Genomic DNA, 21815 nt, shown 5'->3' on the forward strand with positions numbered 1-21815 from the left:
CCCTTATTTCTCCGCCGCCTCGATCAGACTCTTGAGAGGAGTCTTGGGATTGGACGGGATAAGCTGATGGAAAACCGGAATACCCTGCTCGCAAAGCTCCTTCGCGGCCTCGAGCTCATCCGGGTTGAGCATGATCGTGGAGTTGAGGGCGACCTTGCTATCCGGATCGGACTTGTCGAAGCGGCCGACATTGGCAACGTTCACGCCCTCGATCTTGCCCGGTGCGCCTTTAACGAGCTCAAGCACGTCACGCACGCAGTTGGTGAGCGCGAAGATGCGCATGGAGTCCGCACGCGGATCGTTCGCGATGCGGCAAGCATCCGGAACATCCTTGACGAGGAGCTTCTGGCCCGCCGGCGTACCCATGGAAAGCGTCATGCGAAGGGCATCGCTCTCCACGGCGTGCTTGTTGGCGACGATGATCCTGGTGGTGTTGAGCTCCTTGGTCCACACCAGGGCGACCTGCCCGTGAATCAGACGGTCATCGACTCGAACCTGAACAATCATTGTTTCCTCTCCTTACTTATTAGTGCTCTCTAATCGAAGAAGTCTCCGTCGGACCCCTCGTTGTCCGCGGCCTTGCTCGGAGGCTCGACAACCTGCATCGTCGCCCTCGCCAGCTCGACGCTCTGCTTGATCGAATCTGCCGTGACCGGCTCAGCGCCGAGGAGCGCCTCGATCACGAGGCCGAGGTTCATACCGGTAACATGGACGATCCCGCGCTTCTCCGGCTCCATGAGGACGACCTTCTGGAAGACGGAGCCACCGTAGATGTCGGTGAAGATGATGGCCTCGTCCTCAGGGCCCACCGAGTCAATAAAGGCCTGGATGCGAGGGGTGAAATCGGAGTCGTCCACGTAGCAGTCAACTGCTTCCACCATGTCCGCCATACCGGTCAGGATCTCGATCGAGCTCCTGATTCCGCTTGCGAGGTGACCGTGCGACGCGACAAGAACTTTCTTCATCGAGTCTCTCCTAGAGCGAATAGTGGTTGGGGTTCAGAAGCTGGATCTTGCTTGCGACGAACGCGCGCATGTCGGGGGCGGCGTCCATCAGGAGGCCAACGCCGTTGCCGTCGTTCTTGCCGGAGTTGATGTCCTTCTCGAAGGCGCGGTACATGGAGCGGAAGTACTCCGTGGCGATGTTGAACTTGCTCATGCCGAGGTTCACGGCCTCCTGGAGCTGCTCGTCGGGGATGTCGGAGCATCCGTGCATGACGAGGGGAACGCTGACGGCCTCCCTGCAGGCCTTGATGCGCTCCATGTCGAGGTTCGGGACCTTGACGTAGGGACCGTGGGCGTTGCCGACGGCGATGGCGAGCGAACCACAGCCGGTGCCCTCGACGAACTCCTCGGCGAGGTTCGGGTCGGTATAGTGGTCGCTGTTCACGAAGTCGTTGGCGTCGGAGCCGTTGCCGACGTGGCCGAGCTCGGCCTCGATGTCAACGTCGAAGATCTTGGCGACCTGGACGACGTCCTTCGTGAGCTGGAAGTTCTCCTCATAGGGAAGCGAGGAGCCGTCGACCATGACGGAGGGGAAACCGGCCTTGACGCCCTTGACGGCGATCTCGTAACCAGCGGAGTGATCCTGGTGGACGGCGACGGGCACGCTCGCGCGCTCGGCGTAATAGCGGGCTGCGAAGGCGATGATGTCGAGGGCACAGTGGTCCTCGAAGCCGGGCCAGTACTGGATGATGATAGGCATGTGCTCATCCTCGGCGGCCTGGATCGCATAACGGATGGTCTCCGTGTTGATGACGTTGATCGCGGGCACGCCATAGTGGTGCTCGGTCGCATGTTGAAGAAGCTCGTTGACCTTGATGAGAGACATCTTTGTCTTCCTTTCACTTGGATAACCATTGGATTGGACAGTTCTCAGCTCGTCAGCTGGTTGAACACGAAGAGAAGCGCGAGGCAGGCAGGCGCTTGCAAAACGCGGTGGAGCCTATGCGGCCGACTGGCCCTCAGGCTGTGGCGCTGCGCTTCGACGCCAGAGTACGTACGCCACAAGAGCAACGACCGCAGCAATCGTTGAAGCGAGGGCGAAGGCCAGAAAACCCGTGTGCGTGCCGAGCGCGTCGCACGCCCAACCGCCAAACAGGTTCGCAACCACGACGGACAGACCGCTCTGGACCATCGCGAAGGCGCTCTGACCTCGAGCGCGACAATCCTCGTAAGTGTGGTTGGCAATGTAGGTAACGCAGGAGTAGTAGACGGTCATGTAACTCACGCTCTGCAGCAGCTGGCCGCAGACCATGACCGGGACGATGCCGGTGCCCACAAGCACGAGCCTGAGCGCCGCCATGAAGCAGGAAAAGATCAGGAGGTTCATCTCGCCGAAGCGCCTGACCAGCTTGGAGGAAACGAGCAGGATGGGAATCTCGCTCGCTGCGGAGACCGCACTCAGGACGCCCACGAGGTTCTGACCCTCGCCAAGCTCGACCGCGTAGCGGCCCAAGAACGCCCCGATGAAGCCAATCGCGGCCGAACTGATGAAGGCGAAGACCAAGACGAAGGCGATCTCATTGCTGGTGAACAGCGAGAGGAGGCCCTTTCCGTGGGAGACCTTGGGATCGTCCGCGGCATTGGCGCGAATTCCCGCCTCGGGGAGGCGCCACATGTGAGCCGCGAAGACCACCAGCGCGGCAGAGACCACCGCGAACTGGATTTGAGGAGCCATGTCGAGCAGCCGACCGACGATCAGGACGACGATGGCATAGCCCATAGTGCCACCCATGCGAATGCGAGAAAAGTCCAGGCCAGAGCGATCCGCGAGCTCGATGACGAGGGAGTCGCTCAGGGGCAGGAGCCCCGAGAAAAACGCCGAGAACGCAAAGGTTACGAGAAGGACCGGGACGAACGTCGACGCCAGGTAATACAGCGGAGCGAGTACCGCCGCCGCAAGGCAGAGGATCACGATGACCGCGCGGCGGCGCCCGAGCTTGTCGGCGATCGTCGACCAGAGCGGCTGGATGGCGAGCGCACACACCGGGGTCGCCGCGAGGAGGATGCCGGTCTGGGCTGCGCTGAGGCCGAGGCTCGTGTAGTGAGCGGAGAGGAACGGCGAGTACACGCCCGCGCAGACCCAGTAGAGGACGTTCGCGAAGAACAGCGAAGTCATGCTTGCGTTTGTCCTGGCGTTGTGCATCGTGCTTCTCCCTTCTTGCTCGCCGGGTGCCTGTCTGGGCTTCGAAGTGATTCGCCATCTAGCGTGAAACGAAGTTGTGAGGCGTTGGAACAATGTTCTGTTGTTTCATCGTTTTTGTGCCGTTGTTTCACGGCTCATAAGATAGCAGCTCAAGATGAGATTGTGCCGGGGAAGCACCGATTTACCGTGAACAGTAGGAAATCAGCGGTGAAACGCTATTTCACCGCTTATGAAACATTTTGCTTTATTTTCACCTCTCTTGACCTAAGATACAAAGCAAACTAGGGCCAAGGAGTAACCATGGATAAGACAGGGGATGTGCTCAGCCACATCTGCGCGGTCATGAGCAGCCTATCCCCCTCGGAGAAGGCAATCGCAACGTATGTGCTCGACCACCCGTCGGACGTCGCAACGATGACCGTCCGCGAACTCGCCGCAGAAACCGGTACGTCACCGGCGTCTGTTTCGAGGTTCGCAAGGACGCTTGACTACCGAACCTATTCGGACATGCGTCTGGCGCTCGGCATATCCATCAGCAGGGCCTCCGGCGAGGAAAAGGCCACGGGCGGCAAGGTTACTCTGGACGACGTCGAGGGCTCCATTAAGTACGTCCTGTCTCACAAGGTCAAGGAGCTCTCCCAAACCGCCTCGCTCATTGACTCCGATGACTTTTCGGCAGTCGTCAATCTGCTCCACAACGCCAACCTCGTCCTGATTGCGGGCGTCGGCAACTCGATTAGCATGGGCGTAAACGCGGCGTTCAAGCTCTCACAGGTTGGAGTCAGGGCGTTTTGCCCCAGTACCACCGATGCCATGGTCTCCGCCGCAACCAGCCTCAAGGAGAATGACATCCTGCTCGTCATTTCGACGTCCGGATACTCGAAGCGCCTCGTCAACATATTCGACTCTGCCGAGGATTCGAACACCCCCATCATCATGATCACAGACAACCCAGATACGCCGCTCGCGAAGCGTGCCACGTATATCATCCGAGCCATCTCGCGAGATCAGGCCATCACCGGAACCGAGGTCGCCTTCTCGCACAGCTCGATCAACTTCGTCATCGAGCTGCTGTTCCTCTTCCTGACCTCTTGCTGGGATGACCCGGTAGAGCTTAACAGGATCATCTCGAAGAATCTCTTGGGAGACAGGCAATACAGCTAGGACGACGCACGCCGGCGCACCGACGCCCAGACCGAAACGGGAGGACCCCTTGATAAAGCTCATCCTCGCAGACATGGACGGGACCCTGCTGCCGTTTGGCTCAAGGGTCGTATCGGAGCGCACGCACAGCGCGATTCTTTCGGCGCTTGATGCGGGCATCGCGTTCGGCCCCGCAAGCGGCCGCGACTACGCCGACCTGGCCGATGCCTTTGACGGCGACGCGCGCTGTTTCTCGACCGGCATCATGGCCAACGGAAAGAAGGTCTTCTCCAGCGGCGAACTCGTGTTCAAAAAGACGCTCTCGACGGAGGCCCTCGTCAAGCTCGATAGCGCCGTACGCCCCTACGCGGGGACGTCACTCTGGCTAGTCGCCGATGTCGATGAGACAGGCAAACGCTGCGAGCAGTTCCTCTGCGCCGTCGAGCCTGGCGACGAATTCGCCCTGGAAGTCGTTAAGGACTCCGGAAGAGACATGGCGCTCGGAGACGTGCCCACGAACCGTGACGTCATCACCGCCGGTATCTTCGTCAACGTCAGCTCCGCCCCGACGGAAGTCGTTCGGAGTCGATGCAAGGAAGCCTGCCCAGAGCTTGATTTCCCCTCGCCCGTCCCATTCTTCCTCGATGTTGTTCCGGCTGGCTGGAGCAAGGTAAACGGACTCGACGCGCTTCTCGGCAGCCTTGGGGTCACGCTGGACGAGATTGCTTTTATCGGAGACTCGGAAAACGACGTGACGCTCCTCGAAAAGGTGCCGAACTCCTACGCAGTCGCGGGCGCGATGCCGGAGGCGAAGGCCGCAGCCCATCACCTGATCGGGGACGCGGCCGAGGACTCCGTCGCGAAGCTCATCGAACAGATTGTCCAGCAGCGAGGCTAGGGTTCCGCCAGCGAGGCATGCGCCGCGTGCCTCGTCATCCGTTCGTGGCGCGCTACCTCGTGACGATCCAGAGCGTGGCCATCGTCGCGACGCCGATGCCTACGATGAGCGCGACCCACAGGACGCGGACCACGGGGTTCATGTCGCCCGCCACCGCCATGTCGTTCGCGTGCCAGAACCAGCTCTCGTTTGCCTTGCGCATGATGTCCTCCCTTAGCCTCGATTACTCCATCTATGGTCGAGCAATCGCAGGTCACGTGCCATGGATTTGCCCTACGCCCAGCTTTCAGTTCTGTAAGGCGGCGGGAGCCTGTGCGAGGCCCCGAGTCCTGAGGCTGTTGCAATGAAAATGGGAATCAAGGAGCACGCATCAATCATATGGGTTCCTTTCGAGGATAAGGGCAAACGAAGCATCCATCATATAATGGAGCGACGCAACCAGAGAGGTCACCCATGGAATTTTACGCAAGCTGCCCCGAGGGCTTTGAGTCCGCACTCGCCGATGAGCTTAAACGCCTCGGGCTTTCGCATGTCCGCCGCCTGAAGGGCCGCGCTACGTTTGAGGGCGAGCTCGAAGAAGGCTACCGCGCCTGTCTGTGGTCGCGCCTGGCGAGCCGCGTGTTTGTAGTGCTTGGGCGCTTTGAGGCGCAGGATGCCGATGCGTTGTACGACGGTGTTTACGACATCGCCTGGGAGAGCATTGTTCGCCCCGGCGCCACCATCGCCATCACCGCCCGCGGCGTGACCGAGCAGCTGCGCAACACGCGTTTCTCGGCTCTGCGCGCCAAGGACGCGCTGTGCGACCGCCTGGCCGAGGCCACGGGTCGCCGCGCCGACGTCGACGCCGCCGACCCCGACGTCCACCTGCTGCTTTCGCTGCGTCAGCGCCGCGCGAGCATCAGCCTGGACCTTTCGGGCGACCCGCTGTTCAAACGCCTGCCGCCCGCAGCGACCCGTGCCGGCGAGGGCGCGCACGTGTTGCGCCCCGACTACGCCGCCCTGGTGCTGGCACAGGTCGGCTGGACCGCACTGTGCGAGCGCGAGCTGACGGCCGACGACTACGAAAACGAGGCCCTACCTACGCTGATCGACGCCTCGTGCGCCGGCGGTGGCCTGCTGCTGGAGGCCGTGAACATCCTGACCGACCGCGCCCCGGGCGCCGCACGCGAGCGCTGGGGCTTTGAGGGCTGGCAGCTGCACGATGCCGCCCTATGGGAGCAGTTGCTTGCCGAGGCACGAGAGCGCGAGGCGGCAGCGCGCGAGCGCCAGGCACGCATCGTCGCCGTGGACATTGACCCTGCCGCCCGCAAGACCGCCGAGCGCATGGCCAAGTGCGCCGGTTACAAGCGCTTTGTCGAATTTTGCGCCGCCAAGCCCGCCACCGTGCTGGACCATGCGGGCGCTGTCGCCGGCGCCGCCGTGGTCGCAGACACCACCGAAACTCCGCTTTCGCTCATGCACGACGCCATGACGCTGGTCGGCGAGCTGCGCCGCGCGCCCGAGCTTGCCTCGGCGCCGGTCGCCGCGCTCACCCGCGATGGCCTTATGGCCCGCGCGCTCCATGCCGAGCCCGCGCGCTCCATAGCTGTCATGCCCAATAACGAAGAGGCAACTATTGAGGTTTGGCCCTCGCTCGACCACGCCGCCGCGGCATTTGAAGCTGCGACCGGCGCAGATGCCGAGGAGCAGACCGCAGACGCCGTGGACGAAGCTGCCAACGCCCCCATGCCCGAGCCTGCCGCCATGCTCGACCTGGGCGACGGCAAGCCGCTGCCCGTGCTCATTCCCGAGTCCGAGCAATTCGCCAACCGCCTGCGCAAAAACGCCCGCCTGCGTCGCAAGTGGGCAAAGCGCGAAGGCGTGAGCTGCTACCGCGTCTACGATGCCGACCTGCCCGACTACTCCGCCGCCATCGACCTGTACGAGGGCTGCCCGCAGACGCCGGGCCGCTGGCTCGTCATCGCCGAGTACGCCGCACCCAAGACCATCGACCCGGCGCTGGCCCAGGCCCGCATGCTCGATATCTTGGCCATCGCGCCGCGCATCCTGGATGTTCCGGCCGAGCATGTGCACGCCAAGGCCCGCATGCGTTCGCGCGGTGGCTCGCAGTACGGCAAGCAGGGCGCCGGCAAGGGCGGCTCGGGCGAGCGCGCCAACATCGCGCGCCGCCGCCTGCCGCTCATCGAGGAAGGCGGTCTTACCTTTGCCGTCAACTTTGACGACTACCTGGACGTGGGCATCTTCTTGGACCACCGCGTCACGCGCGATCTGGTGCGCGAGCACGCCAAGCAGGCACGCCGCTTCCTCAACCTGTTCGCCTATACCGGCACCGCCACCTGCTATGCGGCAGACGGCGGCGTCGAGGAAACCGTGACGGTCGACCTCTCCAACACCTACCTGGACTGGGCCGAGCGCAACATGCGCCAGAACGGCTTTGTGGGATCGCAACACCACTTTGTGCGCGACGACGTGCTCGCCTGGATTCGCGACCAGCGCCAGACGCGCAACCGCTGGGACCTGATTTTTGTCGATCCGCCCACGTTCTCGAACTCGTCCAAGATGGGCCGCCGCACCTGGGATGTCCAGCGCGACCATGTTGAGCTGTTGGCCGGCGTATCGCGCCTGCTCGCACAGGGCGGCCATGCCATCTTTAGCTGCAACCTGCGAGGCTTCCGCCCCGAGACACGCAAGCTCGCACGCGCGGGCGTGGTGCTACAGGACATAACGGCGCAGACCATCCCCGAGGACTTCGCACGCAACCAGAAGGTGCACCATTGCTATATCGTGCGCCGCCTGCCCATCGAGGACGCCATGGCCGAGGTCGGCTTTAGCGCCGAGGAAATTGCCGAGCGCGTCGAGGAACTGCGCAACCCCGAGGCCCGCAAGCCTCGCGCGGCAGCGCCCGCGCACGCGCAGGCCGGCAACGGCAAGTCCAACTTTGCCGGCAAACCCTCCCCCGCCGGCAAGCCCAAAAAGAAGAAGTTCTACGCCAGCAAGCCTAAGGGCAGATAACAAAGTTGCGGTGGAATACGGACTGTTTTGCCTGGAATTAGGCAAATTTAGACCGTATTTCACCGCAACTCATATTGGGATGGTGGTTGGCGATCTAGCCTTGGGTGACCAGGCGGTAGCCAATGCCTACATGGGTTTGGATGTAACGCGGATGCGCGGGGTCGGACTCGATCTTCTTACGCAACGTGCCCATAAAGACACGCAGGCTCGCCAGGTCGCTCTTGGTCGCCGTGCCCCAAATCTCGTGCAAGATAAACTGGTGCGTCAGCACCTTGTCGGCGTTGTGCGCCAGCAAGCACAAAAGCTTGTACTCAATCGGCGTCAGATGCAGCTCCTCGCCATCCATCGTGGCGATGCCGGCATCAAAATTGATATGCAGCTCACCGGTATCGAACGAGCCCTCGGAGGCAACGCCGCCCGTTTGCGCATACGAAAGGCGCCTGAGCGTCGTGCGAATGCGCGCGAGCAGCTCCTCGACCGAAAACGGCTTAGTCAGGTAGTCATCGGCGCCGGCATCGAGCGCTCGGATCTTGTCCGCGTCCTCGCTGCGCGCCGAAACCACGATGATCGGCATGCCCGACCACGCGCGCACCGACTCCACCACCTTGACGCCGTCCATATCGGGCAGGCCCAGATCGAGCAGCACAATGCTCGGCGCCTGCGACGAAGCGGCGGCGATGGCGGCGTGGGCGGTCTCCACAGCCATATGGCGCAAACCGTGCGCCTCGAGCGCGGCGACGATAAGGTTGCGGACGGCGGGATCGTCCTCAACGACCAAGATGAGCGGTTTCACGGCAGAGTTCGGCACAGCGCTACTCCTTATCAAACGAAACGTCGGCGGCGGGAAGCTCAATCGTAAAGACCGAACCGTGAGGGTCCGCCGCGGTAACCTCTATGCTACCGCCATGTGCCAGCGCAATGGAGCGGCAGAGCGAAAGCCCCAAGCCCACACTGCGGCAGCTGTCGGCCAGGCCATGGTTGGCGGTGTAGAACGACTCAAAGATTCGCTCGCGGTCCTCGGGCGCAATGCCCGGGCCATCATCAGCAACCGAGCACGCCACGCATCCATCATGGACGCCAATCGAGATTACGATATGCGAGCCCGCAGGCGTATAGGCGATGGCGTTGTTCACCAGATTGACCACCAGCTGCACCATCAGGCGCGCGTCGACGTTGACGAGCGCCGGCTCATCGCACGCCACTACCTTAAGGTCATGCTCGCGCACAGCCGGATTTACATGACGCAGCGCCTCCTCGACGATATCGTCCATGAGCTCGAGCGTGGTCGACAGGTGCATGCCGCCGCCCTCGAGCTTGGTGATGGCGAGCAGATTCTCGACAGTGGCGTTGAGCCATTGCGCGTCCGAGCGAATGGATAGGAGCATGCCGCGGCGTGTCTGGTCGTCGAGCACGGCCGTGCCGGTCGAGCCCTGGTCGAGCAGCACATCGGCATTACCCGAAATACTGGTAAGCGGCGTGCGCAGGTCGTGCGAGATGGAGCGCAGCAGGTTGGCACGCAGCTGTTCGTTTTTGGCGAGCACCGCCGCTTCCTCGCGAGCCTCCATGGCGCGGGCGCGATCGAGCGCCAGCTCGCCTTCGCTCACGATGGCATCGGCAAGCGTCCGCTCCTCGGGCGTCAGCGCATCGGGCTCGGCGACAATGGCGAACACCCCCACCACCGAGGCGGGATCGCCCGCGCGCACCATGGTGTCGCCCGAGCGCACGGTCAGGTATATGCCGTAGAACGCCGAGGCGCCATAGGTGGCATCGAGCGGCGTTCCCACATAGGCGGACGCCGAGAGCCGCGGCGGCATCTGCGGCGCCAGCTGGTGTACCGGCGCGGCATCGCCCACGGCCGTGTACGTCGTGCGCGGCAGCAGGTCATCGTTATCGGCATCGGCGCTATACCACACGACCGGACAGTCCGAAAGACGCGCCAGCTGCGTTGCCATAGCGTGCACAATCTGTTGCTGATCGCCACACCGCTGCAGCATACGGTTGGTCTCGAGCACCATCTGCGTGCGACGGTCGCTGGCGGCAGCCTGCGCCAAGGCGCGGCGCAGGGCCAGCGCGATCGAGCTCGATACGAGCGAGACCGCAAACATGATAAAGAACATGCCGGGATAGACGCGGTCGATAAACGACAGCGCGTAGCGCGGGTCGACAAACAAGAAGTTGTAGAGCGCCACGGCGGCAGCCGAGCTCAGCAGGCAGTACAGGCGGCTCCAGGTAAAGAAAGCGCACAGCTGCACGGCGAACACATAGACGATCATGATGCTCGGCGCGAGCCCCGGATGGTCGAGCAGCGCGCCCACAATCGTCGCCGCGGCTAGCAGCCCCGCCGATACGCAGGCGTCATACAGAGGACTGCGACGCGTCAGCGTTGTACGCCGCCACCAAAAGTTCTCGGCAATATCGCCGTCCGCACGGACGTCCATCAGCGCCCCGCCCCTCTCTCAAAAACAAAAACCACCACAAAGGGGACTGGCACCTTTGCGGTGGTGGCCTCCTTGTGGTGGTTTCAAGTGTATAGCCTTTGCAGCCTGCGGTCGCTAGACAAACAGCAGACGTCGACTACGGACGCTCGTCGGGAGCCAGGCGCTGCATCTTGCTCACGGCCTTAAACTTGGTGAACAGCGGCACGTACTCAAAGCTCACGTTGGAGTTCTCCAGGCCGTACCAGCGCGCAGGCGTGCCGGCAGCACGGCGGATGATGTACTTGAGCGTGATGGCCGTACGCTCGCTGGGCTCCACGTCGCTTTCGGGCGCCAGCAGCTTGCGGATCATGACGAACTTAAACGTACCGATGTTGCCCGGATCCTTGTAGACCGAGTAGTCGTGCGTCTGCGCCGGCAGCTCGCCGCTGGCAGCCAGGTCCTGAACAACCTGGCGCAGGTAGGCATTGACGCGCTGGTTGATCTTATAGCCCAGGTACAGATGCACGCGGAACACGTAGTCGGTGCCAAACGTCTCGACCGAGTAGGCAAAGGTATGCGGTTCGTCCATGGTCTCGACATTCACGAACCACCAGGCGCGAGCGCGCTTGGGGTGCTTATCCAAGATGGAGTAGACGATATCGCGGTCGATATAGTCGGTGTTGGTGTCCTTGGTCAGGTACACGATGTTGTCGCTCACGAGCTCGTAGCGATCGTCGTCGCGCAGGCGCTTGAGCTGCGGCAGATAGCTGCGCAGCGGCAGCAGCGTAAACTGGCGCTGCTCAACCGCCGTGCCGTTGTACCAGCACACCATGATGCCCATGATGAGCGCGGCCATAAGGATGGTGAAATAGCCGCCGTGGAAGAACTTGGTGAGCGAGCTCACAAAGAAGAAGCCTTCGAGCATGAGGAAGAAGGCGGCAAAGATCCACGGCGCGACCTTGAGATTGCGCTCCACGTGCAGATAGAAGAAGAGCAGCATTGTCGTGCACATCATGGTCAGGGTAATGGCCAGGCCGTACGCGGCCTCCATGTGCGCCGAGTTCTGGAACAGCAGCACCACGACGACACAGCCCACGAGCATGACGTTGTTGACCATGGGGATGTAGAGCTGGCCCTTGGTCTCGGCAGGATAGAAGACCTGCATATGCGGCATGAGGTCCAGGCGGCTGGCCTCGGACACCAGCGAGAATGCGCCGGTGATGAGCGCCTGCGAGGCGATGATGGCCGCGACGGTGGAAAGGCCGACGGCAAAGGGGCGCAGACCCGGGGCGAGCATCTGGTAGAAGGGGTTGAGGTCGGCGATACCCATGAGCTCCGGGTTGCCGGCGTTGTTGATAAGCCACGCGCCCTGGCCCATGTAGGACAGCAGCAGGCAGCACTTAACGAACGGCCAGGTGGCATAGATGTTGCCGCGGCCCACATGGCCCATGTCGGAATAGAGCGCCTCGGCACCGGTGGTAGCGAGGAAGCAGCTGCCCAAAATCATGATGCCCGCATGGTTGTTGGGGCTCAGCAGAAAAGCGATGCCACGCAACGGGTTGAGGCACAGCAGCACCGCGGGATACTGGCAGACAAAGAACAGGCCCGTGCCGCCCAGGAACAAAAACCACAGCGTCATGATGGGGCCGAAGGCGTGACCGATCTTGGCCGTGCCGATGCGCTGCACCAAGAAGAGCGCGATGATGATGGCAAGCGTGATGGCGACGACACGACCCTGGTCGTCACCGAGCACGGCATGGACCGCCGGGATGGTGCGCAGGCCCTCGATGGCCGTGGTGACGGTAACGGCAGGCGTCAGGATGCCGTCGGCGAGGAGCGCCGCGCCGCCCAGCATGGCGGGGATGATGAGCCACTTGCCGCAGCGCTTGACCAGGCTGTACAGGGCAAAGATGCCGCCCTCGCCGTGGTTGTCGGCGCGCAGCGAGATCAGCACGTACTTGACGGTCGTCAGCAGCGTGACCGTCCACACGACAAGGGAGAGCGCGCCGAGCACGAACTCCTGCGTGACGCTTCCGATGCCGCCGTTGCCGGCAACGAGCGCCTTGGTTACATACATGGGGCTGGTGCCGATATCGCCATACACCACGCCCAGCGTGACGAGCATCGCCGAGATGCTCACAGGAATCGCAGCGTGCGAGGCTACTTCCTTTGCCTTTTGTTCCATAAGCCGGTTTCCTCCCAATTTTAACGTTCGACGGGATTATATGTAATCAGCCCATATTTTAATGGCACCGTTTTCCCAGCTAGATAAACATTTATGCGGCCTTTAGGCCACCGCGGCGATATGGAATGTGACAAAGGGATGCCCCCTTTGTCACATTCGTCATTTTCCGAGCCAGTTTTTGAACCACCACTCCATAGAGCGGCTCATCTCGGCCATAAAGGGACTCGTGTGCTTACGGGTGTAGATATCGACGACGCGCTCGCCCACCTCGCGGGCGTGCGGGCGAAACATCGCGTCCATCTCGGCCACCTGCGCATCCAAGGTCGCGGCGTCGGCGCGACAATAACGCTCCTCATGCACCAGGTTCACCACGGGATGCGCGATCGCCGGGCGCTCCTTGCGGGGCGTGCCGATGATGAGCATCGACAGCGGCATGGTATAGGGAGGCAAGTCCAGCAGCGCGGCGACTTCCTCGGCGTTCTCGACGACATCGCCGATATAGCAGCTCCCCAGCCCCAGGGCCTCGGCGGCAACCACGGCGTTTTGCGCAGCGATCACGGCATCCTGCGCCGCGATGGCAAAGTCGCCCAAACCCGGCGCGCGGCGAGGTGCCTTGCCCGTGCGCTCGACAAACTCGGGCTCAAAGCAACCCGCGTGCTCAAACAGATCGATCCACTTGGCATAATCGACCACAAATATGAGTGCCCAGGGCGCCTTGGCGATCATGGGCTGGTGATCGCACAGGTCGGCCAGACGGTCCAGCGTAGCCTGCTCGCGAATGCTCACGATGGAATACATCATCATGGCGCCTGCCGACGGCGCGCGACTCGCCGCATGCAAGATCGCCGCCCGCTGCTCGTCGGTCACCGCTACGGGACGATCGCTGTCATCGCGCGCAAAAGCGCGCGTGGACGAACGGTGCTCCAAAATGTCCAACACCGCGTTGCCCGTAGTCTCGACCGGATAGCCGCACGTATCGACCGCCGCTCCGTCGCCGCCCATGTCCGCCTTGCAAACCTGCTCGCTCATCGCCCTACCCTCGCCATTTCTTTAAGAAGCCTTTACGTTTCCGTGTAATTCCCGTCCATTATCGCGCAGGTCGCCACTACATTGCGCCACACCGCCACACGTGCGCGTTAATATGGCTGGTTGTTGTGCGCAGCCACCAATTGCAGCGCATATCTTGGTAACAATCGGGTAAACCCCCGTTTTCGTAGGTTTTAAGTTTGTGAGGAGTCTCAGCATGTTCGCTGCCGCCATCTCGCTCGTCGGTCTTGCGGCGACCGTCTACCTTGTCTTGCGCGAGGCCAAGGCCATTCGCGCACAGTCGGGCACCGTTGCCAAAGGCGCTCTTGGGTGGAGCGTCGCCTTCGGCCTGTTCCAGCTCTTTTTGACTATTTGGGGCGCCGTGGGCCTCGTCGCCCAAAACGAGCCGCTCACCTTTGTGATGCTCATCCTGACCAATGCCATCCTTACCGGATGCGCCTGGGCCAGCATCGCCCGCGACCGCATCGCCCCGCGCGTCTTTGCGTTCGCCGAGCCCGACGCCCCCGCCCCCACCGGCAAGCTCGCCCGCCTGCGCGGCGCCTTTGTAGGCAAACCGCTCGTCGCCGCCGTCTTGTGCCTACTGCTCGCCGGCGTCTTTGCGCTGCTGGGCATGGAGGTATCGTCCAACCACGACTTTACCTGGGTCTACCCCCTGTGCATCCTGCTCGAGTGGGCCATCATCACCACGCTCATGGTCGGCTTGTTCTTCCTATTCCAGCGCCACGGCGCAGCTCCCGCGGTCCTGGCCTTTGTCCTCTTTGTCCTAGGCATTGCCGAGTTCTTTGTCATCACGTTTAAATCCATGCCCATCCAGCCGGGCGACCTTTCGGCCATCTCCACCGCCGCCGCAGTCGCCGGCAACGGCTACACCTTCTCCATCTCGCTGTTCTGCGTGCTGTCTATGGGCTTTACCGCCATCGCCATGCTGCTGTGCGAGTACGCCGGCCTGGTCGCGCCGCACCGTCAGAAGGGCGCCGCCAACGCCAAGCGCATGTTGCTCACCAACCTGCTCGTGGCGGTGCTGTGCCTGGGCGGCGTGACCGCGCATGTCACGCTCATCGACTACTACAACACCCTCGGCATCACCGTCTACACCTGGCGTCCGCTCGAGAGCTACTGGCGCGAGGGCTATCTGCCTGCCTTTATTAGCGCGGCACAGTCCATCAAGCCGCCCAAACCCGCCGACTATTCTGTCGATGACGCCAAGGCCACGCTCAAAAAGTACGCCAAGGCCTACGACAAATCCGACGCGGCCAAGAGCGACGAGCGCGCCGCCGCAAAGGAGCAGTTCGACAGCGAGAAGCCCACGGTCATCGCTATCATGAACGAGACGTTCTCGGATTTGTCGATCTACCAGAACATGCGCGCCGGCTACGAAGGTCCGCAGTACTTTAAGAACCTGTCCAACTGCCTCAGCCGCGGAAAGCTCTACGTGAGCGCCTACGGCGGCGGCACGGCCAATACCGAGTTTGAGTTTATGACCGGCAACTCCATGGCCAACCTGGGCTCGGGCGTGTACCCCTACACCATCTACAACATGGAAACGACCGGGAATCTGGCAGAGCAGTTCAAATCGCTCGGCTATTCCACCACGGCCATGCACCCCAACCACGCGACCAACTGGAACCGCGAGAACGTCTACAAGGACTTTGGCTTTGACCAGTTCCTGTCCATCAACGATTTCCAAGGCGCCGATACCCTGCGCGGCATGGTGACCGACCAGGCAACCTACGACAAGATTCTTGAGCTGCTCGACCAGAACGCCGATCCGCAGTTTATCTTCGATGTGACCATGCAGAACCACTCGGGCTACGACACGGGTCTGCTGCCGGTCGACAAGCAGATGCACCTGAACATCGACACGACCGACCTGGACGCCAAGACCGTCGAGGACGGCACGCTCTCCGATGTCGACGAGTATGTCTCGTGCATCGAGCAGTCCGACCAAGCGCTGCGTTACTTCCTCAACGCCTTGAGCAAGCTCGACCGTAAGGTGGTCGTGGTGTTCTGGGGCGACCACCAGCCGTTCTTCCCGTCCAAGTTCAACGATAAGTGGTTTACCGGCGAGGACGACGCCACGCATCAGGAGCGTCTGTGGCAGACCGACTACATCATCTGGGCCAACTACGACGTTGCCGGCTGCGACCAGACGAGCGAGGTCGACGACCTGTCCACCAACTACCTGTCCACGCAGCTTATGCAGCTGATCGGCGCCCCGCTGACCGACTACCAGAAGGCGCACATGACGCTGCGCGAGTCGCTGCCCGCCATCAACTCGGTGGGCTACGAGGACGCCAGCCTGCGCTGGGCGCTCTCCTCCAACGTCACCGGTGACGACGCCGCAGCCGCAGCCGCCACCAAGGCGCGTGAGGATTACGCCAAGATGCAGTACTACGAAATGTTCCGCGACGGCAAGAACGTCTACACCGAGCACTTCCAGACCGAGGCCAACGAGACCGACCCCAACCTGGCACCGGGCACGACCAAGATCAAGTAGCGGCGCGTCTTAACTGGTTCGTCTGCCCGGCGGCGCGGAATGTAAGGTTCCCTGCTCGGACAGTCCTGCTCGCACGGAGAGCACATTAAGTGCTCTCCGGCTCGTGCGGAACTCGCGATGAACCTTACATTCCGCGTCGCCGGGCAGACGCCTCGGTGTTGAAACGCGGCTTGTCATGGGGGCACCCGCAACATATATAAATTGAAGGCCACGTCATGTGGCCTTTTTTGCATCCGGAAACCGTGTCCCACTCTGAATACATCCAGCGAACGCTTGCCACGGTTGCGCCCACGAGTGTCAAGAAAAAAAGCCTCGAGGATTTCGAGGCTTTCACATTTGTATTGTTTTGCACGAAGGACCGCGAACAGCGAAGTTACTCGCCCAGCACGGCCTTCTTGGCCGCCGCCGCCATGTTGTCCAGATCCTCCTTGGTGGGATGGTCCTTCGCGGCAACCCAGTTGTCGAGCAGCATCTTAAATCGGGCGTTATCGGGATCTTGCTCGAGCATGGCCTCGTAGCGCTGCTTGACCGCGGGGCCCATCTTGCCCTGGCACATCGCCCAGCCCGCAAGCTCGGCATCCTCGGCCAAATTGGACGACACGCGGTCGATAATCTGCTGAAAATAGCTCTGGTCGGCACCGAAGCCGCAGGTGCCAAACAAAAAGACGCGCTTGCCATGTAGGGCGGAAAGCAGCGCCGCCACCGAGGGCGTGCAGGCGCCATTGTCGCACCAAAAACCAACGAGCACCGTATCGGCAGCGCAGGCACCCTCTGCCTCGTGCGCGACCTGCTCCGGATCTGCATCATCGCTCAACGCGGCGGCGTGGACAAACTCAACGCCCGCAGCCTGCAGGGCGCGCTTGATCGCCCCCGAAACCATCCTGGTATTACCGCTCTTGCTGTTGACCACCATAGAGCATGTCATAGTCACGTTGCCTCGTTTCCCCCGAAACTCGAGCCATTAATGCAATTTATTAGATGAATATCTTAGTACTAACGTGACAGATGTAAACCACCGTCTGTCGATTGATTAATTTGCCCCACGGGCTTGCTCACTGGGCAAACTGGCTGCGGTAGAGCTCGGCGTAGAAGCCGCCTGCCGCTAGCAACTCGTCGTGCGTGCCGCGCTCGATAATCTCGCCGTCGCGCATCACCAGAATGCAGTCGGCGTTGCGGATGGTGCTCAGGCGGTGCGCCACGACAAAGCTTGTGCGACCTGCCATGAGCTCGTCGAATGCCGCCTGAACCTGCAGCTCGGTGCGGGTATCGATGCTCGAGGTCGCCTCGTCCAGCAGCAAGATCGCCGGGTCGGTGAGCATGACGCGCGCGATGCACAGCAGCTGCTTTTGGCCCTGGCTAAACGTGCCGCCGTCCTCGCCGATTACCGTATCGTAGCCGCCCGGCAGCTGCACGATAAACTTGTGCGCATGCGCGCGCTTGGCGGCCTCGATAACCTGCTCGCGCGTGGCATCGGGGCAACCGTAGGCAATGTTTTCGGCCACCGTGCCCTCGAACAGCCAGGTGTCCTGCAGCACCATGCCAAAGGCGCGGCGCAGGCTTGCGCGCGTGTAGTCACGTGAAGACCGGCCATCGACCATGATGCGACCGGCGTCGATATCGTAGAACCGCAGCAGCAAATTGATGAGCGTTGTCTTGCCACAGCCCGTAGGACCGACCAGGGCAAAGCGCATGCCGGGTTTAGCCTCGATGCAGATATCCTGCAGCAGCTTGCGGTCGGGCACATAGCTAAAGTCCACGTGTTCAAAGGTCACCTCACCCTGCGGGGCGGCAAGTTCAACGGCATCCGCCGCATCAGGCTCCTGCTCGCGGGCATCGAGCAGCGCAAACATGCGGCGCGCCGAGGCGTACGCGGTCTGAATCTGCGTAATAACGTTGGTAACCTCGTTGAACGGCTTGGTGTACTGGTTGGCGTAGGACAGGAAGATCTGCACGCCGCCCACCGTGAGCGCCGCAGGCACGCCCGTGATCACGCCCACGCAGCCGATCACAGCAACCACGGCATAGATGATGTTGTTGATAAAGCGCGTACCGGGATTGGAAAGCGAGCCCATAAACTGCGCGCGCTCACCTGCCGTATAGAGCTCGGCGTTAAGGGCATCGAAGCGCTGCTGAGCGTGCGGGCCGTAGGCGAAGGCGTCCACGAGCTTTTGCTCACCCACATACTCCTCGATATGACCGCCCAGTTGACCCTGAATACGCTGCTGGGCCGTAAAACTCTTGTTGGAAAGCTTGGCGATGGCGCCGGCTGCAAAAATGGAAAGCGGCGTGACGAGCACCACCACGAGCGTCATGGTCAGGTTAATGGAGAGCATAAACGCGAGCGTGCCAACGATGGTGATGACACCGGTGAAAAGCTGGGTAAAGCCCTGCAGCAGACCGTCGCCCACTTGGTCGACGTCGTTGACCACACGGCTCATAAGGTCGCCGTGGGCGTGGCTGTCGATAAAGCTGAGCGGCATGCGGCTGAGCTTGTCGCTCGCCTCCACGCGCATGTCACGCACCGTCTCGTAGGACAGGCGGTTGACGCAGTAGCCCTGCAGCCACTGGAAAGCCGCCGCGCCCACCACGACAATCGCGAGTTTGGTAACGAGCGGCAGCAGCGCGTCAAAGTCCACCTGCCCGGCGGCAACGATGAGGTCGATGCCCTCGCCGATGAGGATGGGCGTATAGAGTTGCAAAATCACCGAGATGGCGGCGCTCACAAACGACGCCGTAAACGAAATGCGATGCGGACGAACATAGCCCAGCAGGCGGCGGGTCACCGCACCCACGGGATAGCGCTCGGGATCGCCGGGCTGGCGCGGGCCGTCGCCCAGGTCGTTAAGGCTATCGTTACCGGACACGTTGGCCGTCATCGTGACGACCGAACCGGAAGAAGTGTACGGATTCATTTAGCAGCCCTCCTTTGCGCAGGCGGATGCGGAGGCGACTGGGGCGGGCGCGGAGCTTGGAGCGGGCTCGGGCGTCGCGCTCCCCTGCTGGCACTCGAGCTCCTCACGGCGAAGCTGCGACTGGCAAATCTCGCGGTAGAGCTGGCAGGTCGCATACAGCTCGTCGTGCGTGCCCAAGCCCGCAACCGAGCCGTGGTCGAGCACGCAGATCATATCGGCGTCGCGCGCGGTCGAAACACGCTGGCTCACGATGACGGTTGTCAGTGGCAGCCCGCCCTCGGCGGCGGCGCGACCGCTGCGCTCGCGAATGGCGTGGCGAAGCGCCGCGTCGGTCTTAAAGTCGAGCGCCGAGGCGGAGTCATCCATGATCAGAATCTGCGGCGAGCCCACTAAGGCGCGCGCGATGGTCAGGCGCTGGCGCTGGCCACCGCTAAAGTTCTTGCCGCCCGCCTCGACCGGGGCATCCAGGCCTTGGGGCTTGTTGCGCACGAATTCGCTGGCCTGCGCCATATCGAGCGCCGCCCAAAGCTCCTCGTCAGTCGCCGCCTCGTCGCGCCAGGTCAGGTTACTGCGGATGGTGCCGCTCACCAGCGACGCACGCTGTGGGACAGTCGCGACCACATGGCGCAGCTGGTCGAGCGGCCAGGCGCGCACATCGGCGCCCATCACGCTCACGCTGCCAGCGCTCGCATCGTACAGGCGCGGGATAAGCGAGACGAGCGTGGACTTGCCGCTACCCGTGCCGCCGATGATGCCGAGCGTTTTGCCCAACGGCAGCTCCAGGGTCACGTCATTGACGGCGTTGGCGGCGCCTGCGCCAAACGAAAAACTCGCATGGTCAAAGCTCAGCGCGGAGACCGGAACAGCGCCACCCGCCAGATCATTCGGCTCGGGCAGCGCGACCGGCTGGCTGCCCCCGTCGGTGATGCTCGGCTCACAATTGAGCACCTCGTTGATACGCGACGCGCTGGCGCTCGCCTTGGTAAAGACCACGACTAGGTTGGCAACGTACACGATGGAGGTCAGGGTCTGCGTCATGTAGTTGACGAACGCCATGACCTGACCCTGCGTAAGCTCGCCCACGTTGACCTGGATGCCGCCCACCCACAGGATGGCGCACACGCCCAGGTTCATCACAAGAAACGTGACGGGGTTGAGAATCGACGAGAGCTTACCCACCGCGATGGCAGTATTGGCCTGGTCATCGGCGGCTTGGGCAAAGCGCTCGCGCTCATGGTCCTCGCGCACAAAGGCGCGAACCACGCGGGCGCCCGAAAGGCCCTCGCGGCAGATAAGCGCGATGCGGTCGAGCTTTGCCTGCAGCTGCTTGTAGTACGGAATACAGCGCGCCATGACAACCCAGAACACCAGGCCAATGGCGGGCGTGCAAATCAAAAAGATGATGCCGAGCTTAAGGTCGATGGCAAGGGCCGCGACCATGGAGCCCGCCGCCAGGAAGGGCCAGCGGATGAGCATGCGCACGCCCAGCGCCACGGCGAGCTGCACCTGGTTGACGTCGTTGGTAATGCGCGTGATGAGCGACGGCGTGCCAAAACGGTCGAGTTCGGCATAGCTCAGCTTGTTGATGTGCTGGTAGAGCGCGCCGCGAATGTCGGTGCCCATGCCCTGCGAGGTGAGCGCCGCCATCTTTTGGCAGACGAGCGTAAACGAGATGCCGATCACAGCCATGGCGCCAAGTACCATACCGTAGTGGACGACGGCGTTCACGTCGTGTGCGCCGATACCCTTATCAATCATCTGGGCAATCACCAGCGGCGTCAGCAGGTCAAAGATCACTTCGATCAGCTTGCACGCAGGACCAATCACCATATAGCGGCGAAACTTACCGCCAAAACGCCTGAGCAGCTCAATCATGTATAGGCGCTCCCTATCATCATCCACATTCAATTCGAACCATGATAGTACCGCCACCCCAAAAGAAGCGTAAACAACTCGTCATTTCTAATGGGATTCGGTTTCCAAAGAAGCGGAAAGGCACGCGCACGCCCAGCCAGTGTCGGGTCGACCGCTTGGTATACTTACATTAGTGCTACCAAGTTAGTCGCCGACCCTTGAAATGAGGTGCCGAGATGAACGACATTCTCGCAAGAAGAGCAAGACGAGCAACCGTGGGCATCGCCCTTTCCGCGGCACTTGTCGCGGGAATCGCCCCCGTAACGGCGATCGCGGCAGAAACCAGCGCCCCCACCGGTGCAGTTGCCTTGCAGACGGAAGACGCGGCCGCCGCAAAAGAAAAAGCGTATGCAGCCATGCAGGAAGCGCTCAAAAACCTCGAGGCCGCAAAAGACGCCGCAAGTCCCGAGAAAATTGCGGAAATCGATACTAAAATTGCCATTTTTCAAGAGAACTACGACACTAATTTGGCGCAAGCCGCCATATATAAGGAATCCCTTCCTACCATGCAAGCGAACGTCGATGCAGCTCAAGCCGAATGCGATAAGGCCCACAACCGGACAAGAGCCCTTGAGGCAGAATTAAATAAAATGGTTGATTTTCAATCTCAGCGCAACAGCCTGAACGGCCCCCGCGTTTCCGC

At 61.9% G+C, this 21815-nt stretch carries 17 protein-coding genes; 5 read left to right on the forward strand and 12 right to left on the reverse strand.

Annotation, left to right across the window (positions count from 1 at the left end):
- Positions 1-3 precede the first annotated feature (3 nt).
- The 4 genes from CHY22_RS06545 to CHY22_RS06560 all read right to left on the reverse strand — a co-directional run bounded on the left by CHY22_RS06545 (position 4) and on the right by CHY22_RS06560 (position 3147).
- Entirely contained in the window at positions 4-507 is a 504-nt protein-coding gene (locus CHY22_RS06545) for a PTS sugar transporter subunit IIB (RefSeq protein ID WP_055251944.1), read from the reverse strand.
- A gap of 29 nt (positions 508-536) precedes the next feature.
- On the reverse strand, positions 537-965 hold the full coding sequence (locus CHY22_RS06550; protein WP_055251942.1) for a PTS sugar transporter subunit IIA: 429 nt from the start codon (positions 963-965) through the stop codon (positions 537-539).
- Positions 966-975: 10 nt separating this feature from the next.
- Positions 976-1830: a class II fructose-bisphosphate aldolase gene (locus tag CHY22_RS06555; protein WP_089573152.1), complete on the reverse strand. Its 855-nt coding sequence runs from the start codon at positions 1828-1830 to the stop codon at positions 976-978.
- A 114-nt stretch (positions 1831-1944) separates the two neighbouring features.
- On the reverse strand, positions 1945-3147 hold the full coding sequence (locus CHY22_RS06560; protein ID WP_089573153.1) for an MFS transporter: 1203 nt from the start codon (positions 3145-3147) through the stop codon (positions 1945-1947).
- 300 nt (positions 3148-3447) lie between these two features.
- Here CHY22_RS06560 and CHY22_RS06565 point away from each other — a divergent pair, with 300 nt between their 5' ends.
- Positions 3448-4311 (forward strand): MurR/RpiR family transcriptional regulator, encoded by an 864-nt coding sequence (locus CHY22_RS06565; RefSeq protein ID WP_089573154.1) that lies wholly within the window; start codon positions 3448-3450, stop codon positions 4309-4311.
- A gap of 49 nt (positions 4312-4360) precedes the next feature.
- On the forward strand, positions 4361-5188 hold the full coding sequence (locus tag CHY22_RS06570; protein WP_089573155.1) for an HAD family hydrolase: 828 nt from the start codon (positions 4361-4363) through the stop codon (positions 5186-5188).
- A gap of 52 nt (positions 5189-5240) precedes the next feature.
- Here the strand turns inward: CHY22_RS06570 and CHY22_RS10090 are convergent, their stop codons facing one another.
- Positions 5241-5390 carry a hypothetical protein gene (locus tag CHY22_RS10090; protein ID WP_158551175.1) on the reverse strand — a complete coding sequence of 50 codons (150 nt, stop codon included), beginning with the start codon at positions 5388-5390 and terminating at the stop codon, positions 5241-5243.
- A 251-nt stretch (positions 5391-5641) separates the two neighbouring features.
- Here CHY22_RS10090 and rlmKL point away from each other — a divergent pair, with 251 nt between their 5' ends.
- Positions 5642-8200: a bifunctional 23S rRNA (guanine(2069)-N(7))-methyltransferase RlmK/23S rRNA (guanine(2445)-N(2))-methyltransferase RlmL gene (gene rlmKL / locus CHY22_RS06575; protein WP_089573156.1), complete on the forward strand. Its 2559-nt coding sequence runs from the start codon at positions 5642-5644 to the stop codon at positions 8198-8200.
- A gap of 94 nt (positions 8201-8294) precedes the next feature.
- On the opposite strand, the gene CHY22_RS06580 is transcribed toward rlmKL, so the two are convergent.
- From CHY22_RS06580 to CHY22_RS06595, 4 genes are all read right to left on the reverse strand, one after another.
- A complete protein-coding gene (locus CHY22_RS06580; RefSeq protein ID WP_199408756.1) occupies positions 8295-9008 on the reverse strand; it encodes a response regulator transcription factor in 714 nt (237 codons plus the stop codon).
- A gap of 4 nt (positions 9009-9012) precedes the next feature.
- Positions 9013-10638 carry an ATP-binding protein gene (locus CHY22_RS06585; protein WP_089573157.1) on the reverse strand — a complete coding sequence of 542 codons (1626 nt, stop codon included), beginning with the start codon at positions 10636-10638 and terminating at the stop codon, positions 9013-9015.
- A gap of 136 nt (positions 10639-10774) precedes the next feature.
- Positions 10775-12802, reverse strand: a complete 2028-nt coding sequence (locus CHY22_RS06590) for a KUP/HAK/KT family potassium transporter (protein ID WP_089573158.1) — start codon at positions 12800-12802, stop codon at positions 10775-10777.
- Positions 12803-12961: 159 nt separating this feature from the next.
- The gene (locus CHY22_RS06595; protein WP_089573159.1) at positions 12962-13831 is read right to left on the reverse strand and encodes a nitroreductase family protein; all 870 of its coding nucleotides are present in this window, start codon (positions 13829-13831) and stop codon (positions 12962-12964) included.
- A gap of 214 nt (positions 13832-14045) precedes the next feature.
- Between CHY22_RS06595 and CHY22_RS06600 the strand changes: the two genes are divergently transcribed.
- Positions 14046-16346, forward strand: a complete 2301-nt coding sequence (locus CHY22_RS06600; RefSeq protein ID WP_089573160.1) for an LTA synthase family protein — start codon at positions 14046-14048, stop codon at positions 16344-16346.
- 373 nt (positions 16347-16719) lie between these two features.
- Here CHY22_RS06600 and bilS read toward each other — a convergent pair whose 3' ends face one another.
- The 3 genes from bilS to CHY22_RS06615 all read right to left on the reverse strand — a co-directional run bounded on the left by bilS (position 16720) and on the right by CHY22_RS06615 (position 21133).
- Complete coding sequence (bilS, locus tag CHY22_RS06605) at positions 16720-17271, reverse strand: flavodoxin family protein BilS (protein ID WP_089573161.1); 552 nt, start codon at positions 17269-17271, stop codon at positions 16720-16722.
- A gap of 127 nt (positions 17272-17398) precedes the next feature.
- Positions 17399-19258 (reverse strand): ABC transporter ATP-binding protein, encoded by a 1860-nt coding sequence (locus CHY22_RS06610; protein WP_089573162.1) that lies wholly within the window; start codon positions 19256-19258, stop codon positions 17399-17401.
- Positions 19259-21133 (reverse strand): ABC transporter ATP-binding protein, encoded by a 1875-nt coding sequence (locus CHY22_RS06615; protein ID WP_089573163.1) that lies wholly within the window; start codon positions 21131-21133, stop codon positions 19259-19261.
- A gap of 215 nt (positions 21134-21348) precedes the next feature.
- Here CHY22_RS06615 and CHY22_RS06620 point away from each other — a divergent pair.
- Positions 21349-21815: hypothetical protein (locus CHY22_RS06620; protein WP_143759218.1), on the forward strand; the 467-nt coding region annotated here is incomplete at its 3' end.

The organism is Collinsella sp. TF06-26 (assembly GCF_002232035.1).
Taxonomy (GTDB): domain Bacteria; phylum Actinomycetota; class Coriobacteriia; order Coriobacteriales; family Coriobacteriaceae; genus Collinsella.

Coding starts and splice junctions, on each gene's coding strand:
- CHY22_RS06545 (WP_055251944.1), bottom strand. CDS start 507: ATGATTGTTCAGGTTCGAGTCGATGACCGTCTGATTCACGGGCAGGTC.
- CHY22_RS06550 (WP_055251942.1), bottom strand. CDS start 965: ATGAAGAAAGTTCTTGTCGCGTCGCACGGTCACCTCGCAAGCGGAATC.
- CHY22_RS06555 (WP_089573152.1), bottom strand. CDS start 1,830: ATGTCTCTCATCAAGGTCAACGAGCTTCTTCAACATGCGACCGAGCAC.
- CHY22_RS06560 (WP_089573153.1), bottom strand. CDS start 3,147: ATGCACAACGCCAGGACAAACGCAAGCATGACTTCGCTGTTCTTCGCG.
- CHY22_RS06565 (WP_089573154.1), top strand. CDS start 3,448: ATGGATAAGACAGGGGATGTGCTCAGCCACATCTGCGCGGTCATGAGC.
- CHY22_RS10090 (WP_158551175.1), bottom strand. CDS start 5,390: ATGCGCAAGGCAAACGAGAGCTGGTTCTGGCACGCGAACGACATGGCG.
- rlmKL (WP_089573156.1), top strand. CDS start 5,642: ATGGAATTTTACGCAAGCTGCCCCGAGGGCTTTGAGTCCGCACTCGCC.
- CHY22_RS06585 (WP_089573157.1), bottom strand. CDS start 10,638: ATGGACGTCCGTGCGGACGGCGATATTGCCGAGAACTTTTGGTGGCGG.
- CHY22_RS06590 (WP_089573158.1), bottom strand. CDS start 12,802: ATGGAACAAAAGGCAAAGGAAGTAGCCTCGCACGCTGCGATTCCTGTG.
- CHY22_RS06595 (WP_089573159.1), bottom strand. CDS start 13,831: ATGAGCGAGCAGGTTTGCAAGGCGGACATGGGCGGCGACGGAGCGGCG.
- CHY22_RS06600 (WP_089573160.1), top strand. CDS start 14,046: ATGTTCGCTGCCGCCATCTCGCTCGTCGGTCTTGCGGCGACCGTCTAC.
- bilS (WP_089573161.1), bottom strand. CDS start 17,271: ATGACATGCTCTATGGTGGTCAACAGCAAGAGCGGTAATACCAGGATG.
- CHY22_RS06610 (WP_089573162.1), bottom strand. CDS start 19,258: ATGAATCCGTACACTTCTTCCGGTTCGGTCGTCACGATGACGGCCAAC.
- CHY22_RS06615 (WP_089573163.1), bottom strand. CDS start 21,133: ATGATTGAGCTGCTCAGGCGTTTTGGCGGTAAGTTTCGCCGCTATATG.